Here is an 18340-nt window from a genome sequence, read left to right as displayed (position 1 = left end):
AGGGGAACGCATTCCAAAATGTAGGAGTGAGCCTGCTCGCGATGAGGCCGGTACATTCATGTACATTTCCAAGGTTGACGATAAAGAACCGGCAGCTCAGTCTGCCGGTTCTCTTTTTTTGTCGCGGGGGTGGTCGATGCCTTTTTTCACGGTGGACGGACAAGCGCTGCATTACATTGATCAAGGCACAGGCCCGGCGGTGTTGCTGGCCGGCAGCTATCTGTGGGATCAGGCCATGTGGGCACCGCAGATTGCCGCGTTGTCGCCGCACTATCGGGTGATTGCGCTGGATCTGTGGGGGCACGGCCAGTCGGGGCGATTGCCGGAAGGCACGACATCACTGGACGACATCGCCCGTCAGGCGCACGCCTTGCTCGATCATCTGGAGATCGAGCAGGTCACCCTCGTCGGGCTGTCGGTCGGTGGCATGTGGGGTGTACGTCTGGCGTTGTCGGCACCGCAGCGGATCAACGGTCTGGTATTGATGGACACCTACGTTGGCGTCGAACCGGAGCCGACTCGTCAGTACTATTTCTCACTGTTCAAGCAGATCGAAGAAAGCGGTGAGATTTCCGAACAATTGCTCGATATCGTCGTACCGATCTTCTTTCGCCCGGGCATCGATCCACAGTCGGCGCTGTATCAGGAATTTCGCGCGAAACTGGCGGCGTATTCCTCTGATCGACTGCGTGAAAGCATCGTGCCGATGGGGCGCATCACCTTTGGCCGGGATGATCTGTTGCCACACCTGAGCGAATTGAACGCCGCGACCACGCTGGTCCTTTGCGGCGATCAGGACAAACCACGACCACCGTCCGAAGCAAAGGAAATGGCCGAGTTGATCGGTTGCCCGTGGGTGCTGGTGCCGGACGCGGGGCATATCTCCAATCTGGAGAATCCCGAGTTTGTCACGGAGGTGTTGTTTACCTTCCTCAGCGAGCGCAACCGACACACCGAGTAAACGGCAATCGTCAGAACGCCGCGCGGAGCCGGCTCCGGTCGGCGATCCGCCGTAGGGGCCAGTGCAGGCAACGAAAAGACAAAATCTGCGATACTCGTGCCCGCGATGACACTCATTAAGGGACTGATGTGGAACAATTTTACTGGCGCGATCTGAAGGATCTCGAGGACAAATGGGCGGGCTTGAGCGTTGAGGTCAAACGAACCACGTCAAACAAGCCGCCGCTTCACCTACAGAGCGGGAACAACGGGCGGATGAAGTTGATGCTCAACGACATCACGTTGTTTTGGGGCACCATCGCCACCTCGTACTACGGTGCGTGGCTGGTTCGCAATCCGCAATCCATTCAACTGGAATCATCACCGGTACCTGCCATCGATTCTGCTGACGTCCAGGAACATTTTGATTTGCCGCCCGATGAGCGTATCCGCAACTGGTGTCGCTACTTCATCAGCAAGTTAATGGAACATCAGGCGGACTTTCTCTACCCCGGCCATTGGGTGGCGCGTCCGCTGTTGCCCACTGCGGCACGCTACACATATGGCGAAGGCGTACGCGGCTGGTATTTCTCCACACCCACAGAAGCGTCCAGCCATTTGCCGAGATGGTACGCGCGCGGTGAGGGAATTCTCGACAATGTAAATCCGCAGACCGTGCATTGGCTTGACTGGGATTTGGGTCATCTGATCGGCTTGCACACCGTGGACCCATTGTCAGGCCGGATGAAGTGGTGGCGTAAAAAAGCCCGAGAGGGCAGCTTGCCGCCCATCCTGCTCTGGTACGTGGGCGGGTTGTGCTCCTACGTGATTATCGATGGCCATTACCGGTTGCAGGCAGCGCTCGACGAGCACGTAAAACCCGACTTTATTGTCTTGAGCTCCACTGAGGCGCGACAGGTCAAGTTGTGTGAAGACACCCAACAGCGAGTGTTCAGCTCACTGATGATGCAAAGCGCGAAAAACCCCGAGTTTGATGTACGAACATTGAATCAGGCGCTGATCCACACCTTTGATGATCGTCCCTACCATTGGGCGGGTACACATGCCTGGGCGGGCATCGCGTCAGATCAACAATGGAGCGCTGAGGTAGCGACGTTCTTGCGGGCGCAGGGCGCAACAGAACACCTGGAAGACATCCTCGGCCGTTGCGATTTTTGAAAGCTTGCGCACGTGTGCGCAAGCCAACAATGGTTACTTGGGCCCGAGAATCTTCGCCAACTTGTCCGGCGAAGGCGCGCCTTGCTGCTGTTGCAGCTCACCCTTGTCATCCATATAGAAAATCGCCGGTGTCGCCTGCAAGTCGAGGTCTTCCATCAACTGCATGTTGGCCGCCAGTTTGGTCTGCACGGGCGCTGGAATATCTTTCAGCGCTTTCAGTGAGCTGCCCTTGCCAGCCTTTTCGTGATCTTCCAGGGCCTTGGCCGGATCTTTCGCCGCCAGCAACGCGGCCGACTTGCCAGGGCTGTCTTCGCGAATGATGCCGACCATGATGTGCCGCAGTTGCACCTTGCCAGCCTTGACCCATGGCCGTGCCTGTTCCCAGAACATGTTGCAGTACGGGCAGTTCGGGTCACTGAACAGGTACACGGTGCGCGGTGCATCCTTGTTACCGTCCTGAATCCAGTTGCTCGCCTCGAACTTGGCCCAGACTTCCTTGGCCATCGGCGCATAAACCAGTTTTTGCAGTGGCTCGCTGCTCAAGTCCTTGCCGTCGGCGTCGTACAGATTACCGAGCAAAACGTGTTTGCCATCCGGGGTCAGGTACAGCGCCATGCCACGGTTCTGATATTGCGCCGCATAACCGCGCAGACCATCGGGGGCGTCGAACTGGCCGACGATCTTCGCGCCTTTGGCTTCGATCTGTTTGATCGCCGCAGGCAGTTCTTCAGCAGCCTGCACCGACGGCAAGTGCAGCAGGGCGGTGCCCAGAGTCAGCGTCAGCAGGTGGCGGAGGCGGGGCATGGCAGTTTCCTTGCAGAGGTGGCCGGGGCAGTGGCCGGGGTCGAATTCGGGGTCGGGGTGTCGAAGTTTTCCAGGGCGCGAGCCAGGCTGGCGTTCGATAGTTCGCCCAAGTGGCTGCTCAGCAGCCGACCGTCAGGGCTATAGAACAGCGTAGTCGGCAATGCCATGGAACCCACGGCCTGACCCAGCCGACCGCTGCGATCGAACAGCACGTTATTGAGGCTCAGGCCCTGGGTTTCGAGAAACGTCGCCACGCTTTGCATGCTTTCGGCCTGATTGACGAACAGGAAGGTCAGGTCCGGGCGTTGTTGCTGGGCATTTTCCAGCACCGGCATTTCGCGCCGGCACGGCGGGCACCAGGTCGCCCACAGATTGATCACCAGCGGGCCGCCCTGATAGTCGCTGAGCTGGATGGTTTCCCCGGCCGCATTACGCAGGGAAATGTCCGGCAGTCGGGTGCCTTGTTCATAGATGTTCAACGACAGCGTCGCCAACAGCCAGAACGCCACACCGCTGGCCACGCCAAAACCCAACGGGCGACGCAAGCCCGGACGGCGCCAGCCGCGATACAGCGCCACGAGCAACAGCACGATCACCCCCGGCCAGGCGAGGAAACCACCGTCGCGCAAATCGATGATTTGCCACGGGTCATTGCGATAGTGCGACCAGTACAGCAGCACAAAGGCAATGCGCGCCGCGAGCATGCCCAGCAGAAACAGACTGAACAATGCCGACTCGGGGTTATCGCCACCACGTTTGGCCACCCGCCAGCCGACAAAGGTCGCCAGCGCCAGGGCACTGATCAGCAGCAGGTGATTAAGCGCGATGGCAAAGGTGCCGAGGGTGAGAGTCAGCATTAATTAGCGTCCCGGGTGGTGGCCCAGCGTTGCAGGAAAGTCTCGGCATCAACTTCGCCGGTGATGCGCTGGCTGCGGCGTTCTTCGCCATCGGTGCCGATCCAGACGAAGCTCGGTGGCCCCGGCACTTTGTAGCGGCTGAGCAATTCACGGCTGGCGGCGTTGTCGGCGGTGACATCGAGCCGGAGCAGGCGCACATCGCTCAACGTTTGCATGACCTTGTCCTTGCCGAACACCTGCTTCTCCATGACTTTGCACGACACGCACCAGTCGGCGTAGTAATCGAGCAGCACCCACTGACCCTGGGCCTTGGCGGCATCGAGTTCGCGTTGCAGCGCCGCCGGCTCTTTGATCGTGGTGAACGCGTCATGAGCCGATGGTGCCGCAGTCCCGACGCGGCCGGCACTGTAGACCTGCAACGGCTGATACGGATCATCGCTGCCGCCCGCCGCGCCAATCACCAGCAAACTGCCCCACAGCCCGAGCAACAACGAACTCGCGCCGAACAACTGGGCCACTCGGCCAAAACCTTCGGACTGTTTCCACGCACAGAACGCGGCGATCAACAGCAGTGCACCGCACAGGCCCAGCCACAACGAAGGATCGAGGACCGGACGCAACATCAACAGTGCCGTGGCGAGGAAGAGGAAACCGAACACACCCTTGAGCAGGTTCATCCAGGCACCGGGTTTGGGCAGGAAGCGATTACCCACGGTCACCAATAACAACAACGGCACGCCAATGCCGATGCCCAGCGAAAACAGAATCAAGCCACCGTGCAGCGCATTGCCGCTTTGCGCGATATACAGCAATGCACCGGCCAGCGGCGCGGTCATGCACGGGCCGACCAGCAGACCGGACAACGCACCGAGCACCCCGGCGCCAATCAGACTGCCACCGCTGCGACTGCGCGAAGCGTGTTCAAGACGATCACGCAGGGCCACCGGCAGTTGCAGTTCAAAGAAGCCGAACATCGGCAATGCCAGCACCACGAAGATCGCGGCAAACGTGCCGAGCAGCCATGGATTCTGCAACCACGCCTGCAGGTTTGCGCCGAGCAGCGCCGCAATCACGCCCATCGCCGCATACACCAGTGCCATGCAGATCACGTAACTGCCGGCCAGTGCGAAACCGCGACGCGGGGTGGCACCACTGCCGACTACCATGCCGGCCAGAATCGGCAGCATCGGCAACGTGCACGGGGTGAAGGCCAGCAACAGACCGAGGCCGAAAAATACCAGCAAGCTCCAGCCCAGCGCCCGTTGCTGCAGGCTGCTGGCCAAGGCTTGATCCAGTGCTTCTGCGCTTGCAGCCACTGCGGCTTTGCCGCCCAGATCGATGACCCTGGTTTGCGGCGGGTAGCACAGGCCGGCATCGGCACAGCCCTGATAGCTGACTTTGATCTGGCCTGTGGCGGTTGCCGGGATTTTCACTTCCAGCCCTTGGCGATAGACCGGTTGTTCACCGAAGAACTCGTCGCTGTGGGATTCGCCTTCAGGCAGCGCGGGCTGTTGCTCTGCGCTCAGCCCGTCGAATTTCAGGCGTTTCTGATACAGGTAATAGCCATCGGCGATTTGCCAGAACAACTGGGTTTCGCCCGATTCCAGACGTTCGGACGTGAGCACGAAGGCTTTGTCGACCGGCAGAAACTCCGGTTTTGTCTCAAATGGATTGTTCCCGGCCTGGGCCAGGCTGGAAATCAGCAGAGCAAAGAAAAGAAAAAAATGACGCATGGAGGAGCCTTGTCCCTGTGCAAGTGAGGTGCACAATGGGCGGCGGCGATTAACCGATGATTAACCGCCACGCCCTTGTCGCTGTGACGTTCGGGGCATAATGTCAGCTTAATCGGCCAACTGCCTAATCGGCTTTTTCTACGGGACTCACCATGCACGTACTGGTTTGCGAAGACGATGAGCTGATCGCCAGCGGCATCGTTGCCGGTCTCACGGCTCAGGGTTTGACCGTTGAGCACGTCAACACCGCGTCGAAAGCGCGGGCGATGCTCAAGGTCGCCGAATTTGACGTGATGGTGCTCGATCTCGGCCTGCCCGACGAAGATGGCCTCAAGTTGCTGCAACAACTGCGTCAGAACGGCCTGGAGATTCCAGTGCTGATTCTGACCGCGCGCGACTCGGTGACCGACCGTGTCGACGGCTTGCAGGCCGGGGCCGACGATTACCTGCTCAAGCCGTTCGATCTGCGCGAACTGTTCGCCCGTCTGCAAACCCTGTTGCGCCGGGTCGCCGGACGCAGCGTCAACCTGATCGAGCACGGCGCGCTGACCTACGATCCGAGCAGTCGCGAAACCACCCTGGCCGGGCAACCGGTGGACTTGTCGCGCCGCGAGCAATCGCTGTTGCAGGCGCTGCTGCACAATCGAGGTCGGGTGCTGTCCACCGAGCAGTTGAAAGACAGTGTCTACGGCTTCAACGATGAACTGGAAAGCAACGCGCTGAACGTGCACATCCATCACCTGCGCAGCAAACTGGGCAAGGGCATCGTCGAAACCGTGCGCGGTCTGGGCTATCGCCTCGGTCCGGCCGACGGTGGAGAGCAAGGCAAGTGATGAGCCTGCGACTGCGCCTGAGCCTGACCCTCGGCGCCGCGTTTGCGCTGATCTGGGCGCTGGCGGCGGCCTGGATGCTCAGTGACCTGCGCAATCAGATGATGTTCTCCCTCGACCAGCGTCTGGTGGCGTCGGCGCGCATGGTTGCCGGGTTGCTGGAACAGTTGCCGACACTGCCGAGCAAAGGCGAGGGCACCCATTTCAGTGCCGAACAACTGAATATCCCCGGTGGCATGGCCTGTCAGGTCAGCTCCTTGCGCGGGGAAATTCTCGCGCGCAGTCACAACAATCCCGAACAAGCGCTGGAAGCCGAGAAAATGGGCTTCCATGACCAGATGATCGACGGCGCGCCGTGGCGCAGCTTCACCCTCGCCCGCGGCGATGTGCGCATCACCACGGCCGACCGGCAGATCGAGCGCGAAGCCCTGAACATGTCGATTCTGCTGGCGGCCTCGGTGCCGGTGGGCGTGGCGCTGCTCGGTTGCCTGTGCCTGTTGTGGCTGGGCATCGGCCAGGGGCTGGCGCCGCTCAATCGCTTGCGCGAAGCGTTGATGCGACGCAATGCCGATTCGCTCGAGCCGTTGCAGATCCAGACCTTTCCCAGCGAATTGAAGCCGCTGCTCGAAACGCAGAATCAGTTGTTCCAGCGCATTGGCAAGACCATCGAGCGTGAGCGCCGTCTGACCGGTGACGCGGCGCATGAACTGCGCAGTCCGCTGACGGCGATCAAGACTCACCTGCAAGTTGCGCGCATGACTGACGGCAACGCCCGCGATCAGTCGCTGGCGCGGGCCGAGGAGGGCGCCGATCGCTTGCATCGCACCCTCGAACAATTGCTATTGCTGGCGCGGGTCGAGGGCAGTCTGTCGTTCGATGACGGTTCGCAATGCAGCGCCGAGCAAGTGGCACGCCTGGCCATTCAGGACGCCACGGGTGGCGAGCGCCTGCGCATCAAACTGCAACTGCCGACCGAACTTTCCGCTGCGCCGCTGCAAATGCCGGCCGTGCTGTCGATTGCCGCGCTGCGCAATCTGCTCGACAACGCTCTGCGCCATACCCCTGAGGACTGTGCGGTTGAGCTGAGCCTGGAAACCATTGGCAACCGCGTGCGTTTTGTCGTGCGCGACCACGGGCCGGGGATTGCGCCGGATGATCTGCAACACCTGACCCAACGTTTCTGGCGCAACGGCCAGAGCACTGGTTGCGGCCTCGGCTTGGCGATTGTTCAGGCGATCGTCCAGCGTTGTGACTGCGCCCTGCATTTCGACAGCCGCCCGGATGGCCTGCGCGTCGAACTGACCATGCCGTTGCAGCCCATCTGATTCCAGCACAGCCTGTGTAGGAAATCGCGCCAGACACATTAAATGTAACTTCTCGGCGTTCGCTATCCGGCCGGGGTGGGGGTAAGGTCAACGCAGCTTTGACTCAATGGATTGAGGGAACTGCGCCATGGAAGCACCCATCTGCATTCGTCCGGCCATCCTGGCCGACGCCGGCATCATCAGCCGCATCATCGAACGTTCTATCCGTATCGGTTGTGCGCTCGACCACCGTAACGATCCGTCACTCGTCAGCCAATGGATCGGCCGGCAATGCGCCGATTTCATCAGTGCTCGACTGGCCGATCCTCACTTCTATCTCTGTATTGCCTTGCGGGCGGACAAACCGGTCGGTGTCGGCATGGCGCAGGCCAGCGGCGACATTTTGCTGTGTCATGTCCAGCCGGAGTCATTTCGCCGGGGCGTCGGGCGCGCGTTGATGCAGGATCTGGAGGGCTGGTTAAGGGTTTGCGGCGCCTCTCATGCTGACCTCAACAGCACGCGCACCGGCCGCGCTTTTTACCGTCGTCTGGGCTATCGCGAGTCAGCGCCGCCCCTCGAATACCAAGGCTTGCAGACCCTGCCGATGCACAAGTCGCTGGCAGCGCCGGGCTGACAACTCGATCACGGGCTAAATCCTCGGCCCCCTTAAGCGTTTCCAGAACAGGAAAACCTGCAAGTGCGCCCCGCAATCGGAATGCGCACCTGTCCGGTGTGCTGTTTTGGTCACTATCCATAGCCAATTGAGGGGTCGAGAGATGTCAGTCGCCACCAGCCTTATCGAAGAGTCGTCGGCCCGGGTTACCTCGGCGCCGGCCGAAACGCTTTACCAGTTCAACGAATCGCCATTGCTGGCCCGCCAGGCCCGGCAGGAATCCAACGCCCGCAGCTATCCGCGACGCATTCCTCTGGCGCTCAAGCGTGCCAAAGGTCTGTATGTCGAAGACGTTGAGGGGCGCACTTTCATCGACTGCCTCGCAGGTGCCGGCACGCTGGCGCTGGGGCATAACCACCCGGTGGTGATCGAAGCGATCCAGCAAGTGCTGGCCGATGAATTGCCGCTGCACACCCTCGACCTGACCACGCCGGTCAAGGATCAGTTCGTCCAGGATCTGTTTGGCCTGCTGCCTCCCGCCCTCGCGGCTGAAGCGAAAATCCAGTTCTGCGGCCCGACCGGCACCGATGCCGTGGAAGCGGCATTGAAGCTGGTGCGCACGGCGACCGGGCGCAGCACCGTGCTGTCGTTCTCCGGTGGTTACCACGGCATGAGCCAGGGCGCGCTGAGCCTGATGGGCAGCCTGGGGCCGAAAAAACCGCTGGGTGCGCTGCTCAGCAGTGGCGTGCAGTTCATGCCGTTCCCATATGACTACCGTTGCCCGTTCGGCCTCGGTGGCGCGGCGGGCGTAAAGGCCAACCTGAGCTACCTGGAAAACCTGCTCAGCGACCCGGAAGCCGGCGTGCAACTGCCCGCAGCGGTGATCGTCGAGGCGGTGCAGGGCGAGGGCGGCGTGATTCCGGCGGACATCGAGTGGCTACGCGGCTTGCGCCGCATCACCGAAAAGGCCGGCGTGGCGCTGATCGTCGACGAGATCCAGAGCGGTTTCGCCCGCACCGGCAAGATGTTTGCCTTCGAACACGCCGGCATCACCCCGGATGTGGTGGTGTTGTCCAAAGCCATCGGCGGTAGCCTGCCGTTGGCCGTGGTGGTTTATCGCGACTGGCTCGACACCTGGCAACCGGGGGCGCATGCCGGCACCTTCCGTGGCAATCAGATGGCCATGGCGGCAGGTTCTGCGGTGATGCGTTATCTGGTCGAACACAAGGTCTGCGAACACGCTGCTGCCATGGGTGAGCGCCTCAGCGAGCACCTGCGCATCCTGCAACGCGACTTCCCGCAACTGGGTGATATTCGTGGTCGTGGCCTGATGCTCGGCGTCGAGCTGGTCGAGCCGAATGGCACACCGGATGCGCTTGGCCATCCGCCGGCATTTGCGCGACTGGCGCCGCTGGTACAGCGCGAATGCCTCAAGCGTGGGCTGATTCTGGAGCTGGGCGGTCGACATGGCGCGGTGGTGCGTTTCCTGCCGCCGCTGGTAATCACTGCCGCCGAAATCGACCGTGTTGCGCAAATCTTCGGTCGCGCTTTGGCCGCTGCCACCGCGTCGCTGTAAATTTTTCGCCGCGCCGAACGTTCTTTCTACATACCCGGCTGCACCCCTCGTGCAGCCAACCCTTACAACGATGGAGAACCAGCATGACGTCAGTATTCGACCGCGAGGACATCCTCTTTCAGGTCGTGGTCAACCACGAAGAGCAATACTCGATCTGGCCGGATTACAAAGCCGTGCCGCAAGGCTGGCGCACCGTGGGCAAGAGCGGGCTGAAAAAGGAATGCCTGGCTTACATTGAAGAAACCTGGACTGACATGCGTCCGCTGAGCCTGCGCCAGAAGATGGAAGGGCAGGCTGCCGCGCAGTAAGCGGTCAGGCAAAAAGAAACCCGCTGGACTGGAAACAGTCAGCGGGTTTTTTCATGCCCTGGATTTGTGTAGTCCGGGTTGGCCTCTTCGCGAGCAAGCTCGCTCCCACATGGGATCGGTGTCGTGCACAACCCCCTGTGGGAGCGAGCCTGCTCGCGATGAACGATAACGCGGTCCGGCTGGAACTACGCCCCGCTCAAACCCTTAAGCAGCAAATCCACATTGCCTTCCAGCTCCGCCACCGGATCCGCCGCATCGGTACTCAACACCACCAGACGACTACCCGATTCGGTGATCGCCGCTTTCACCGGTTCCGACGGCTGCCGATGATGCAGCACCACCGCGACATCATTGTCCTTGAGCGTTGCCGTGAGTTTTTTCAGATCCTCAGCCGTCCACTCGGCATCAGGCCGTGGATCCTTGCCGATCAGTTCCAGATTGAGGCTGCCGATCAGATACCCGAAGTGATCGCTCAGACTCAACACGCTCAGATTGTCAGCGCTGGCCAGACGTGCCTCGCTGTCGGCGCTGAGCTTCAGCAAACGCTGCTTCAACGTCGCCAGATTCGCCTCGATCGCAGGCTTGGCGCTCGGTGCCAGGCGCACCAGATCCGCTGCCATCACATCCGCCATGCGCCCCATGTTGTTGCTCGCCAGCCATGGCTGACTGTTCAAACCATCGACCTTCAGATCCGGTTGCACGGCGATGCCGGGCAGGGCGCCGTCGACCGGGCGCGCCGCATCCACTTCAACAATGCGGATATTGCTGCGACGGGCAATCGGGTACAGCGGATCATCGGCCCACAGCGAGCGCAGGCCAATCACCGCATCGGCGCCGGTGGCCAGTTTGCTCAGTGCCGGGGCGCCGCGACCGGTGAAATAGGCGGTCTGACGGCTGCCCGGCAGGTTCGCCGGCGCCGCACGTTCAAGGTTGATGTCAGTGCCTTTGAGCAGCACTTCGCCCAAGCCATACGTGATCGGCAACGAGGCCAGCACTCGCAGCGGTTTGGCGTTTTCGGCAGCCAGCAACGGCGTGCAGACCACACCGCACAGGGTCATGGCCAAGGTCAGTTTTCGCAGTGAACAAGTCATTTATCCAAGATTCCCTTTCAGACTCGGGACAACCCCGCGCGCAATGGCGGCGAGGGCGAAGGCAATGCCGGCGACCAGAATGATCGCGGCACCGGACGGAATCGGCAGATCGAACACGATCGGCGCCAGGATCCCGCACAGTGTGCTGACGGTGGCGATCAGCACCGAGCACCAGAAGAAGCCTTTGAGCGACTGGCTGAGCAAACGCGCCGCCGCTGCGGGAATCACCAGCAGTGCACCGACCAGAATCGCGCCGATGACTTTCACCGCCGCCACGGTAATCAGCGTCACCAGAATCACGAACAGATAATCCAGGGTCTTCACTGCCACCCCGCGCACCGCCGCCAGTTGCGGATTGAAACTGGCGAGCATGATGCGGTTGTACAGCGGTAGCGCCAATGCCATGACCAGCGAACCGACGATGGCCAATACCGCCAGATCGTTGCCGTTGACTGTCAGCACCGAGCCGAACAACACGTTTTCGAGAATGTGCACATTGATCTTGCCCGCCAGAATCAACAGCAGACTCGCGCCGAGTGCCAACGACACCGAGAGGAACACGCCGATCAAGGTGTCCGGTGCCAGACCAGTACGGTTGCGCAGGTAATTGAGCAGGATGCCGAACAGCAGGCAGTAGCCGAACAGGCTGCCATAGGGGCCTGTGTAAGGTTCGCCGAGCAGGATGCCGATGGCCACACCGGTCAATGCTGCGTGGCCGACCGCTTCGGAAAAAAATGCGAAGCGCTTGACCACCACCAACGTGCCGAGGCCACCGAGTACCGGGCCGATCAACAAGCCGGCAAGCAATGCATTGACCACAAAACCGTAGGCCAGCGCTTCCGGCAGATAACCGGACGAGGCCCAGCCTTGCACCATCAAACGAAAGGCTTCGTAACTCATCAGGCAGCGCTCCGTGGATGGGTGGAAAACAGCGTGAGCAGGCGTTCCGGGGTCAGCGCCTGTTGTGGTGTGGCGTCGAACAGCACGCGACGGTTCAGACCGGTAACGCGATTGGCCAGGCGCCCGACCGCCTCCAGATCGTGCTCGATCCACAGCACCGTGATGCCCGCCGCGCGCCAGTCGCCGAGCAAGCGTTCGAACACCTGAATCCCGGCTTCATCGAGGGCCGACATCGGCTCATCCAGCACCAGCAATTGCGGTGTCGGAATCAGACCTTGCGCGAGCAGGACCCGCTGCCGCTCCCCCCCGGACAACGCGCCCATGCGCCGTTTGCGTTTGTCCTGCATGCCGACGCGTTCCAGCGCATCGCCAATGGCACCGGCGTAACGCTTGCTCAAACCGAGAAACGCCGGGCGTCGCTGACACATGGCGGCCATGAAATCGTCGACGGTCATCGGCAGACCGCGATCGAACTCCAGCGCTTGCGGTACATAACCGATGGTGCCGGGCTCGCCGGGCCAGTGCAGGCTGAGCTGGCCCTGATGCGGCATTTGCCCGAGCAAGGTTTTGATCAGTGAACTCTTGCCACCACCGTTGGGGCCGACCAGCGCATGCACGCTGCCGGGCTGCACCTGGAAGGTGACGTTATCCAAAATCTTCGTGCGGCCCAGCGTCAGAGATACTTCCGCAAAATCCAAAGTCGGCCCCAATCCTTGTGGGAGCGACGGTGCGACGATTCGACCTGCTCGCGAATGCGGTGTGTCATTCAATACAGATGTTGGCTGATCCGGCGCCTTCGCGAGCAGGCTCGCTCCCATAGGGTTTTCGGTGTTGTCGGCAATCAGGTTTTCTCTGGAAGTCATGCGCCAGACTCCTGAATCGCCCGCACCACGGTGTTGAGGTTGCCGGTCATTTCTTTTTCGTACTTGTCGGCGGTGTACTCGCCGTAGGAAATGTGTGACAGCGGGTACAGCTTCACGCCGGATTCACGCTGAATCGTTTCGACGTAAGTGGACGGGAAATCCATCTCGGAGAAGATTACTTTCACGTCGAGCTCGCGTAATTGATCGATGGTCTTCTTCAACTGACTTGGGCTCGGCTCGATACCGTGGGCCGGTTCGACCACGGCGGTCACTTCCAGGCCGAACTCACGCAGCAGATAGTCGTAAGCCGCGTGCACCGTGGCCACGCGCAGTTCGGCGTTCGGCGCCTGGGTCAGTTTGGCCAGCGCGTCGGCACGCATCTGCCGCAGGCGTTTACCGTAGGCGCGGGCGTTCTGCGTGTAAGTCTTGGCGTTGTCCGGATCGAGCTTGCCCAGTTCGCGGGCGATGTTGTTGACCTGGGCGATGGAGGCGCTGATCGACAGGAACGTATGCGGGTTCACCACTTTACCGGCGCCGCGTGCGGCGACGCCGGTGGCGGCCAGCAGCGGTACGTTTTCATTGGCTTCGATGGTTTTGATCTTCGGCGTTTCGCTGGCGGCGATCATGCGGTCGGCGAAGTCGTCGTGGCCGACACCGTTGAGCACGATCACGTCCAGCCCACTGATGCGTTTGATGTCCTCGGCCCGTGGCTCATAGGCGTGCGGGTTAAAACCGGCCGGGATCAGCGGCACCACTTCAGCCTTGTCACCGACGATGTTCGCCACATAGCTGTAATAAGGGTGCAGGGTGATGCCGATGCGCAGGCGTTTCGCCGGCTCGGCGCTGGCCAGGGGGCTCAGCAGCGCGGCGCAAAGGCCGATTAAAAACAGACGCAATAACGGACGGCGAGGCGATGAAATAGACATGGGCAAGCGGTCTTCTCTCGGAGGAGGACGAGGAATCAATGGCGATGTTCGCGGGTAACCCCGGCATCGTATTGCGCGACGATTTGTTTCCAGCCGGCGGCGGACAGGGCGGCATCGGTCAATTCGGTCGGCACTTGCAGACCGGCATCGCGGTTGAGCCAGATGTCCGGCGCAGCCTTGTCATCGCGACTCAACAGCATCACGAAGGAACCGGCGACGGCCGGGTTTTGGCTTTGACCGAAATACGCGGTGCCCGCCAGCAGTTGCCAGGCATGACCACCCCGGCTGACCGAACTCGCATCCTGGGCAAACGGCGCGAAGCCTTCGTCGGCCAGATTCTGCGGTGTCGGCAGGGCTTGTTGTTCTTCGCGCAGCAAGCGGATTTCGTCGAGGGTCACTCGCAAGTCGGCGTAGATGCCTTGCTCCGAAGCACTGAGGTCACGGCGCGCGTCAAGCTGATGGGTAGTCACCGGCTCCGGCTCATGGGAAACCCCGCGCCACGCGACGACTGAACCGGCGACCGCCAGAATCAACAGGCACAACAGCAGCACATTGAGGGTTTCATGCCCGGCACCGGCCGGGCGCACGATTTGCGTAGTTGGCGTGGTCATGGGGCCTCGATATCGGCTTGGTCGATTTCGACAACGTGGCCTGGGCCTGCGTCGAACAGCACGTAGAACTCGGCGCCGGGTTTCTTGAACGTCAGGGTCGAGTCGCCGCCAAGCTTGCCCGGCAGCAGAATGGTTTCGTCGTAGCCGATCACATCGAGGGTCACCCCCGGCGCACCGCTGCCGTCGGAAAAGCCACCGGTGCATTTGATCTGCTCGGCATCGATGGCTGTGCATTCGCACATCGGGTTGTGGGCGAGGGCGCTGGCGCTGAAGCCGGCGCCCAGCACCAGCAGCGCAGCACTCAGGTGCCGGCGCAAAGGGCGGTGAGAGCGGGTCATGGTTTGGCTCCTTGTTTGTTCAGCCAGGCGATGGTGGCGGGGGAAGCCTGACTCAGGGGAATAGAGGCTTGATGCATGCTGCCGTCCCAGCCTTCCATGGTGATCCACAGTTCGGCGTCGGCTGGGGTTTTTACCGGGACCGGCAGTTGCGTGCCCATGCGGTAAGGCGTGCCGAAGAAAATCACCCCGGCGGCGCGCAGGCTGCGCGGTTTGCCGATACGCAGGTAAGTTGCCTTGACCGGCTCGACGCAGGCCGTGCACAGCGCGGCGCTGAAGGCTTTCAAGTAGCTGCCGGGACCGTCGGAACGTGGCGCCTCAATGCGCAACTCGGCCAGACGCAGGCTCCACGGACCGACCTGTATTTCACCGATTTCCCGTTCGCCCAGGCCGGCGTCGCCGCGAAACAGCGCCGCGTCGGAGAAGTATTTGGGCATGAACCCCAGCGGGATCAGCAGCAATAGAACGTTGATGTGAAAGCGCCATTTATGCCAGAACAGGCTCAGTCGTGAAGGTTGAGCGGCGGTGGTGACTTTGCTCACAGGTTGACCTCCGACGGTTCACGGTTGATCAGCGGTTGCGCATTGACGCGTTGCTTCTTGTTTTCGCGCTTGAGCGCGTTGGCGGTGGCCAGGGCAGTGCGTTTGGTCCAGATCAACAAGCCACTGAGCACCATCATGCTGAGCAACAGGCCGAAGAAGAACCAGATCATTTTGATCCACAACCCGCCAAAGTCTCCGGTATGCAGCGGCCGCATGGACTCGGTGACAAATTCCAGCGAGGTGCGGTCGGAGAGCACGCGCGAAGATTCCAGATCGCCACTGTATGGATTGAGCGACGCGTTCTGGAACATCAGTGGGTACCAGCCGCGGCCACGGATATCGAGGTGGCTGTAGGCGTTGAACGGCATGCTGATGACGCTGGCTTCAAGCCCGGGAATCTTCTGTTGGGCAATTTCGATGGCGCGATCAAGGCTGATCTGCGCGGGCGGTTGGCCATCTGCGGATAACGGCACACTGTCGCGCGCCAGCGCCGGAAGAATCTTCTCGCTGGAAATGGAAATCTGATAATCGGACAGTGTGGCTTCAATCAGAAACCAGGTGCTGGTGATCGAGATCACTGCGATGAACCAGATCGACCAGATACCGCTCAGGCGATGGAAATCGCCCCAGAAAATTCGCGCACCGTGACGCAAACGCAGGGTCGGGCTGAAAAACCCCTTCCAGAAACGCTTGTAGACGACCAGCCCGGTAATCAGCGAAGCCAGCATCGGCAGGCTCAGCGCCGACACCAGGTACCAGCCCCAGCTGTAACCGTTGGTGAACGGCACCAGCCACCAGCCATGCAGTGCGCGGGTAAAACCGCGGAAATTGAATTCCGGTGCCGTGCCCTGAATCACTCCTGTGTACGGGTTGACGTAGGTCACCAGCGAGCGCCCGTCGGGATAGCTGAGGGTCACTTCCAGCGCGAAATGCGATTCGTCCGGACGGCTGATGCGCTGGACCAGCGCCTGCGGCTCGGAAGATTTGATCGCCGCGATGATCTGGTCATAACCGAGTCGCGGCGCGTCATCCGATGGCTGGCTGGCGCGCATCTGCGGGTTGGCCAGCCAGACGATTTCCTGACTGACCACCGCCAAGGTGCCGGTGACACAGACGATCAGGACAAAAAACCAGATCGGTAACGCCAGCCAGCTATGAACGAGGAACCACAGTTTGGAGCGGGATTTCTTCGACATGATTGCGCGTCTTGATAGCGGTGAAAGGGCGCGTAGCTACGGGCTTCGCAGCACGGGAGTCCCCGAAAGGCCGGACGTGGCTTTTGCCTACGCGAACGGCCTGCATCTCTATAGGACGGATGAGCGAGGAAAATCCCGAAAGGTGATATGAAAGCAAATGTTTCCCAATTCCCCGATCACCACAAATCCCCTTGTGGGAGCGAGCTTGCTCGCGAAGGCGCTGGGTCAGTCACTTCATCCGTTGCCTGATCCACCGCTTTCGCGAGCAAGCTCGCTCCCACAGGGTTGCGCTGATCGGCCGATCAAACACGATTCATGATCCACGCCATCACTGTCTGGCAATTGATGGCCAGTCCGCGCTCCCTATGATGGGAATCACCTGATTTCCCTGAGTGAGCGCCTTGATGACCGCCAGAACCCTCTACGACAAACACATCGATGCGCACACGGTGTGTCGCCTCGACGATCAGGGCCATGTCCTGTTGTACATCGATCGTCAGGTGATCAACGAATACACCAGCCCGCAGGCCTTCAGCGGGTTGCGCGCTGCCGGGCGCGACGTCTGGCGGCCGGGCACGGCGCTGGCAGTGGTCGATCACGTCAACCCGACCGCGCCGATGCGCGTCGCGGCAATGCCGGATGCGGGCGGCGCCCGCCAGGTGTCTTATCTGGCGGAGAACTGCCGCGATTTCGGCATCGAATTGCTGGACATTCTCGACAAACGTCAGGGCATCGAACATGTGATCGCCCCCGAACAGGGCTTTATTCTGCCCGGCATGGTCATCGCCGCTGGCGACAGCCATACCACCACCTATGGCGCACTTGGCGCCTTCGGGTTCGGCATCGGCACCTCCGAGATCGAGCATCTGCTGGCCTCACAGACGCTGGTCTACAAACGTCTGAAAAGCCTGCGCGTGACCGTCGATGGCGACCTGCCGCCAGGTTTGACTTCCAAAGACGTGATCATGGCCCTGATCGGTCGTATCGGCGCCTCCGGGGCCAGCGGTTACGCCATCGAATTCTGCGGCTCGACCATCGCTGCCCTCAGCGTTGAAGCGCGCATGACCATCTGCAACATGGCGGTCGAGGCAGGCGCGCGGGGCGCATTCATGGCCCCGGATGAAAAGGTCTTCGCCTATCTCAAGGGGAAGCCGCGTGCGCCGCAAGGTGAGCGATGGGAACAAGGCCTGAAGAAATGGCGTGAACTGTGTACGGATCCCGAGGCGGTGTTTGACCGCGAGATTCATCTGGATGCCAGCGTGCTGGAACCGATGGTCACCTGGGGCACCAGCCCCGATCAGGCCGCCGCGATCGGCGCGCGGGTGCCGGATCCGCAAGCGATCAGCGATCCGATCCTGCGTCAGGACATGCGCCGTGCCCTCAATTACATGGGCCTGGAAGCGGGCATGGCGCTCAGCGATATCGTCATCAGCCACGCCTTTATCGGCTCGTGCACCAATGCGCGGATCGAAGACCTGCGCGATGCCGCCAGCGTCGTGCGCGGTCAGCAAGTGGCCGGGCATGTGCGGGCGATGATCGTCCCGGGTTCCAGCGAAGTGCGCGCGCAGGCCGAAGCGGAAGGGCTGGCGCAGATTTTTATCGACGCCGGTTTCGAATGGCGTCAGTCCGGCTGCTCGATGTGCCTGGCGATGAACGACGACGTCCTCGCGCCCGGCGACCGCTGCGCGTCCAGCACCAACCGCAATTTCGAAGGCCGTCAGGGTGCCGGCGCG

General features: G+C 61.2%; 19 protein-coding genes. 8 read left to right on the top strand and 11 right to left on the bottom strand.

The window, feature by feature from the left end; translation table 11 throughout:
- Positions 1 to 136 precede the first annotated feature (136 nt).
- Complete coding sequence (locus tag ACWR1S_RS22290) at positions 137 to 961, top strand: alpha/beta fold hydrolase (protein WP_454565012.1); 825 nt, start codon at positions 137 to 139, stop codon at positions 959 to 961.
- 128 nt (positions 962 to 1089) lie between these two features.
- Positions 1090 to 2118, top strand: coding sequence for a ParB/Srx family N-terminal domain-containing protein (locus ACWR1S_RS22285; RefSeq protein WP_077573890.1), 1029 nt, complete (start codon positions 1090 to 1092; stop codon positions 2116 to 2118).
- Between the two features lie 33 nt (positions 2119 to 2151).
- Here ACWR1S_RS22285 and dsbG read toward each other — a convergent pair whose 3' ends face one another.
- From dsbG to dsbD, 3 genes are read right to left on the bottom strand one after another with little or no spacing between them, the layout of a single operon-like run.
- Positions 2152 to 2922, bottom strand: a complete 771-nt coding sequence (dsbG, locus tag ACWR1S_RS22280; protein WP_454565011.1) for a thiol:disulfide interchange protein DsbG — start codon at positions 2920 to 2922, stop codon at positions 2152 to 2154.
- Complete coding sequence (locus ACWR1S_RS22275) at positions 2898 to 3779, bottom strand: prolipoprotein diacylglyceryl transferase family protein (RefSeq protein WP_454565010.1); 882 nt, start codon at positions 3777 to 3779, stop codon at positions 2898 to 2900. Before ACWR1S_RS22275 ends, dsbG begins: the two co-directional genes overlap by 25 nt.
- A complete protein-coding gene (gene dsbD / locus ACWR1S_RS22270; protein WP_454565009.1) occupies positions 3779 to 5512 on the bottom strand; it encodes a protein-disulfide reductase DsbD in 1734 nt (577 codons plus the stop codon). Before dsbD ends, ACWR1S_RS22275 begins: the two co-directional genes overlap by 1 nt.
- A 152-nt stretch (positions 5513 to 5664) precedes the next feature.
- Between dsbD and ACWR1S_RS22265 the strand changes: the two genes are divergently transcribed.
- From ACWR1S_RS22265 to ACWR1S_RS22245, 5 genes are all read left to right on the top strand, one after another.
- Positions 5665 to 6345 (top strand): response regulator, encoded by a 681-nt coding sequence (locus ACWR1S_RS22265; RefSeq protein ID WP_454565008.1) that lies wholly within the window; start codon positions 5665 to 5667, stop codon positions 6343 to 6345.
- Positions 6345 to 7667, top strand: coding sequence for an ATP-binding protein (locus ACWR1S_RS22260; RefSeq protein WP_454565007.1), 1323 nt, complete (start codon positions 6345 to 6347; stop codon positions 7665 to 7667). The genes ACWR1S_RS22265 and ACWR1S_RS22260 overlap by 1 nt, the downstream gene beginning before the upstream one ends.
- A gap of 127 nt (positions 7668 to 7794) precedes the next feature.
- Entirely contained in the window at positions 7795 to 8280 is a 486-nt protein-coding gene (locus tag ACWR1S_RS22255; RefSeq protein ID WP_454565006.1) for a GNAT family N-acetyltransferase, read from the top strand.
- 142 nt (positions 8281 to 8422) lie between these two features.
- Positions 8423 to 9835 carry a diaminobutyrate--2-oxoglutarate transaminase gene (locus ACWR1S_RS22250; RefSeq protein ID WP_454565005.1) on the top strand — a complete coding sequence of 471 codons (1413 nt, stop codon included), beginning with the start codon at positions 8423 to 8425 and terminating at the stop codon, positions 9833 to 9835.
- Positions 9836 to 9918: 83 nt separating this feature from the next.
- Positions 9919 to 10143: an MbtH family protein gene (locus tag ACWR1S_RS22245; protein ID WP_025113201.1), complete on the top strand. Its 225-nt coding sequence runs from the start codon at positions 9919 to 9921 to the stop codon at positions 10141 to 10143.
- Between the two features lie 185 nt (positions 10144 to 10328).
- Here ACWR1S_RS22245 and ACWR1S_RS22240 read toward each other — a convergent pair whose 3' ends face one another.
- From ACWR1S_RS22240 to ACWR1S_RS22205, 8 genes are read right to left on the bottom strand one after another with little or no spacing between them, the layout of a single operon-like run.
- Positions 10329 to 11234: a metal ABC transporter substrate-binding protein gene (locus ACWR1S_RS22240; RefSeq protein WP_454565004.1), complete on the bottom strand. Its 906-nt coding sequence runs from the start codon at positions 11232 to 11234 to the stop codon at positions 10329 to 10331.
- Complete coding sequence (locus ACWR1S_RS22235; protein ID WP_007917717.1) at positions 11235 to 12134, bottom strand: metal ABC transporter permease; 900 nt, start codon at positions 12132 to 12134, stop codon at positions 11235 to 11237. It abuts the gene before it with no gap.
- Positions 12134 to 12997 (bottom strand): metal ABC transporter ATP-binding protein, encoded by an 864-nt coding sequence (locus ACWR1S_RS22230; RefSeq protein WP_454565003.1) that lies wholly within the window; start codon positions 12995 to 12997, stop codon positions 12134 to 12136. Before ACWR1S_RS22230 ends, ACWR1S_RS22235 begins: the two co-directional genes overlap by 1 nt.
- Positions 12994 to 13923, bottom strand: a complete 930-nt coding sequence (locus ACWR1S_RS22225) for a metal ABC transporter substrate-binding protein (protein ID WP_454565002.1) — start codon at positions 13921 to 13923, stop codon at positions 12994 to 12996. Before ACWR1S_RS22225 ends, ACWR1S_RS22230 begins: the two co-directional genes overlap by 4 nt.
- Positions 13924 to 13958: 35 nt before the next feature.
- A complete protein-coding gene (locus tag ACWR1S_RS22220; RefSeq protein WP_454565001.1) occupies positions 13959 to 14534 on the bottom strand; it encodes a DUF6162 family protein in 576 nt (191 codons plus the stop codon).
- Positions 14531 to 14872, bottom strand: coding sequence for a hypothetical protein (locus ACWR1S_RS22215; RefSeq protein ID WP_454565000.1), 342 nt, complete (start codon positions 14870 to 14872; stop codon positions 14531 to 14533). Before ACWR1S_RS22215 ends, ACWR1S_RS22220 begins: the two co-directional genes overlap by 4 nt.
- Positions 14869 to 15411 carry a thiamine pyrophosphate-binding protein gene (locus ACWR1S_RS22210; RefSeq protein ID WP_454564999.1) on the bottom strand — a complete coding sequence of 181 codons (543 nt, stop codon included), beginning with the start codon at positions 15409 to 15411 and terminating at the stop codon, positions 14869 to 14871. The genes ACWR1S_RS22215 and ACWR1S_RS22210 overlap by 4 nt, the downstream gene beginning before the upstream one ends.
- Positions 15408 to 16607: a PepSY-associated TM helix domain-containing protein gene (locus ACWR1S_RS22205; RefSeq protein WP_454564998.1), complete on the bottom strand. Its 1200-nt coding sequence runs from the start codon at positions 16605 to 16607 to the stop codon at positions 15408 to 15410. The genes ACWR1S_RS22210 and ACWR1S_RS22205 overlap by 4 nt, the downstream gene beginning before the upstream one ends.
- A gap of 404 nt (positions 16608 to 17011) precedes the next feature.
- On the opposite strand from ACWR1S_RS22205, the gene leuC reads away from it, so the two are divergent.
- Positions 17012 to 18340: 3-isopropylmalate dehydratase large subunit (gene leuC, locus ACWR1S_RS22200; RefSeq protein WP_454564997.1), on the top strand; the 1329-nt coding region annotated here is incomplete at its 3' end.

The sequence above is a fragment of the Pseudomonas sp. AIG genome, from assembly GCF_977020205.1.
This window is presented reverse-complemented; position numbering and strand designations above follow the sequence as displayed.

Excerpts from the sequence above, each read along its gene's own strand:
- ACWR1S_RS22290 (WP_454565012.1), top strand. The coding sequence starts at position 137 with ATGCCTTTTTTCACGGTGGACGGACAAGCGCTGCATTACATTGATCAA.
- dsbG (WP_454565011.1), bottom strand. The coding sequence starts at position 2,922 with ATGCCCCGCCTCCGCCACCTGCTGACGCTGACTCTGGGCACCGCCCTG.
- ACWR1S_RS22275 (WP_454565010.1), bottom strand. The coding sequence starts at position 3,779 with ATGCTGACTCTCACCCTCGGCACCTTTGCCATCGCGCTTAATCACCTG.
- dsbD (WP_454565009.1), bottom strand. The coding sequence starts at position 5,512 with ATGCGTCATTTTTTTCTTTTCTTTGCTCTGCTGATTTCCAGCCTGGCC.
- ACWR1S_RS22265 (WP_454565008.1), top strand. The coding sequence starts at position 5,665 with ATGCACGTACTGGTTTGCGAAGACGATGAGCTGATCGCCAGCGGCATC.
- ACWR1S_RS22260 (WP_454565007.1), top strand. The coding sequence starts at position 6,345 with ATGAGCCTGCGACTGCGCCTGAGCCTGACCCTCGGCGCCGCGTTTGCG.
- ACWR1S_RS22255 (WP_454565006.1), top strand. The coding sequence starts at position 7,795 with ATGGAAGCACCCATCTGCATTCGTCCGGCCATCCTGGCCGACGCCGGC.
- ACWR1S_RS22250 (WP_454565005.1), top strand. The coding sequence starts at position 8,423 with ATGTCAGTCGCCACCAGCCTTATCGAAGAGTCGTCGGCCCGGGTTACC.
- ACWR1S_RS22245 (WP_025113201.1), top strand. The coding sequence starts at position 9,919 with ATGACGTCAGTATTCGACCGCGAGGACATCCTCTTTCAGGTCGTGGTC.
- ACWR1S_RS22240 (WP_454565004.1), bottom strand. The coding sequence starts at position 11,234 with ATGACTTGTTCACTGCGAAAACTGACCTTGGCCATGACCCTGTGCGGT.
- ACWR1S_RS22235 (WP_007917717.1), bottom strand. The coding sequence starts at position 12,134 with ATGAGTTACGAAGCCTTTCGTTTGATGGTGCAAGGCTGGGCCTCGTCC.
- ACWR1S_RS22230 (WP_454565003.1), bottom strand. The coding sequence starts at position 12,997 with ATGACTTCCAGAGAAAACCTGATTGCCGACAACACCGAAAACCCTATG.
- ACWR1S_RS22225 (WP_454565002.1), bottom strand. The coding sequence starts at position 13,923 with ATGTCTATTTCATCGCCTCGCCGTCCGTTATTGCGTCTGTTTTTAATC.
- ACWR1S_RS22220 (WP_454565001.1), bottom strand. The coding sequence starts at position 14,534 with ATGACCACGCCAACTACGCAAATCGTGCGCCCGGCCGGTGCCGGGCAT.
- ACWR1S_RS22215 (WP_454565000.1), bottom strand. The coding sequence starts at position 14,872 with ATGACCCGCTCTCACCGCCCTTTGCGCCGGCACCTGAGTGCTGCGCTG.
- ACWR1S_RS22205 (WP_454564998.1), bottom strand. The coding sequence starts at position 16,607 with ATGTCGAAGAAATCCCGCTCCAAACTGTGGTTCCTCGTTCATAGCTGG.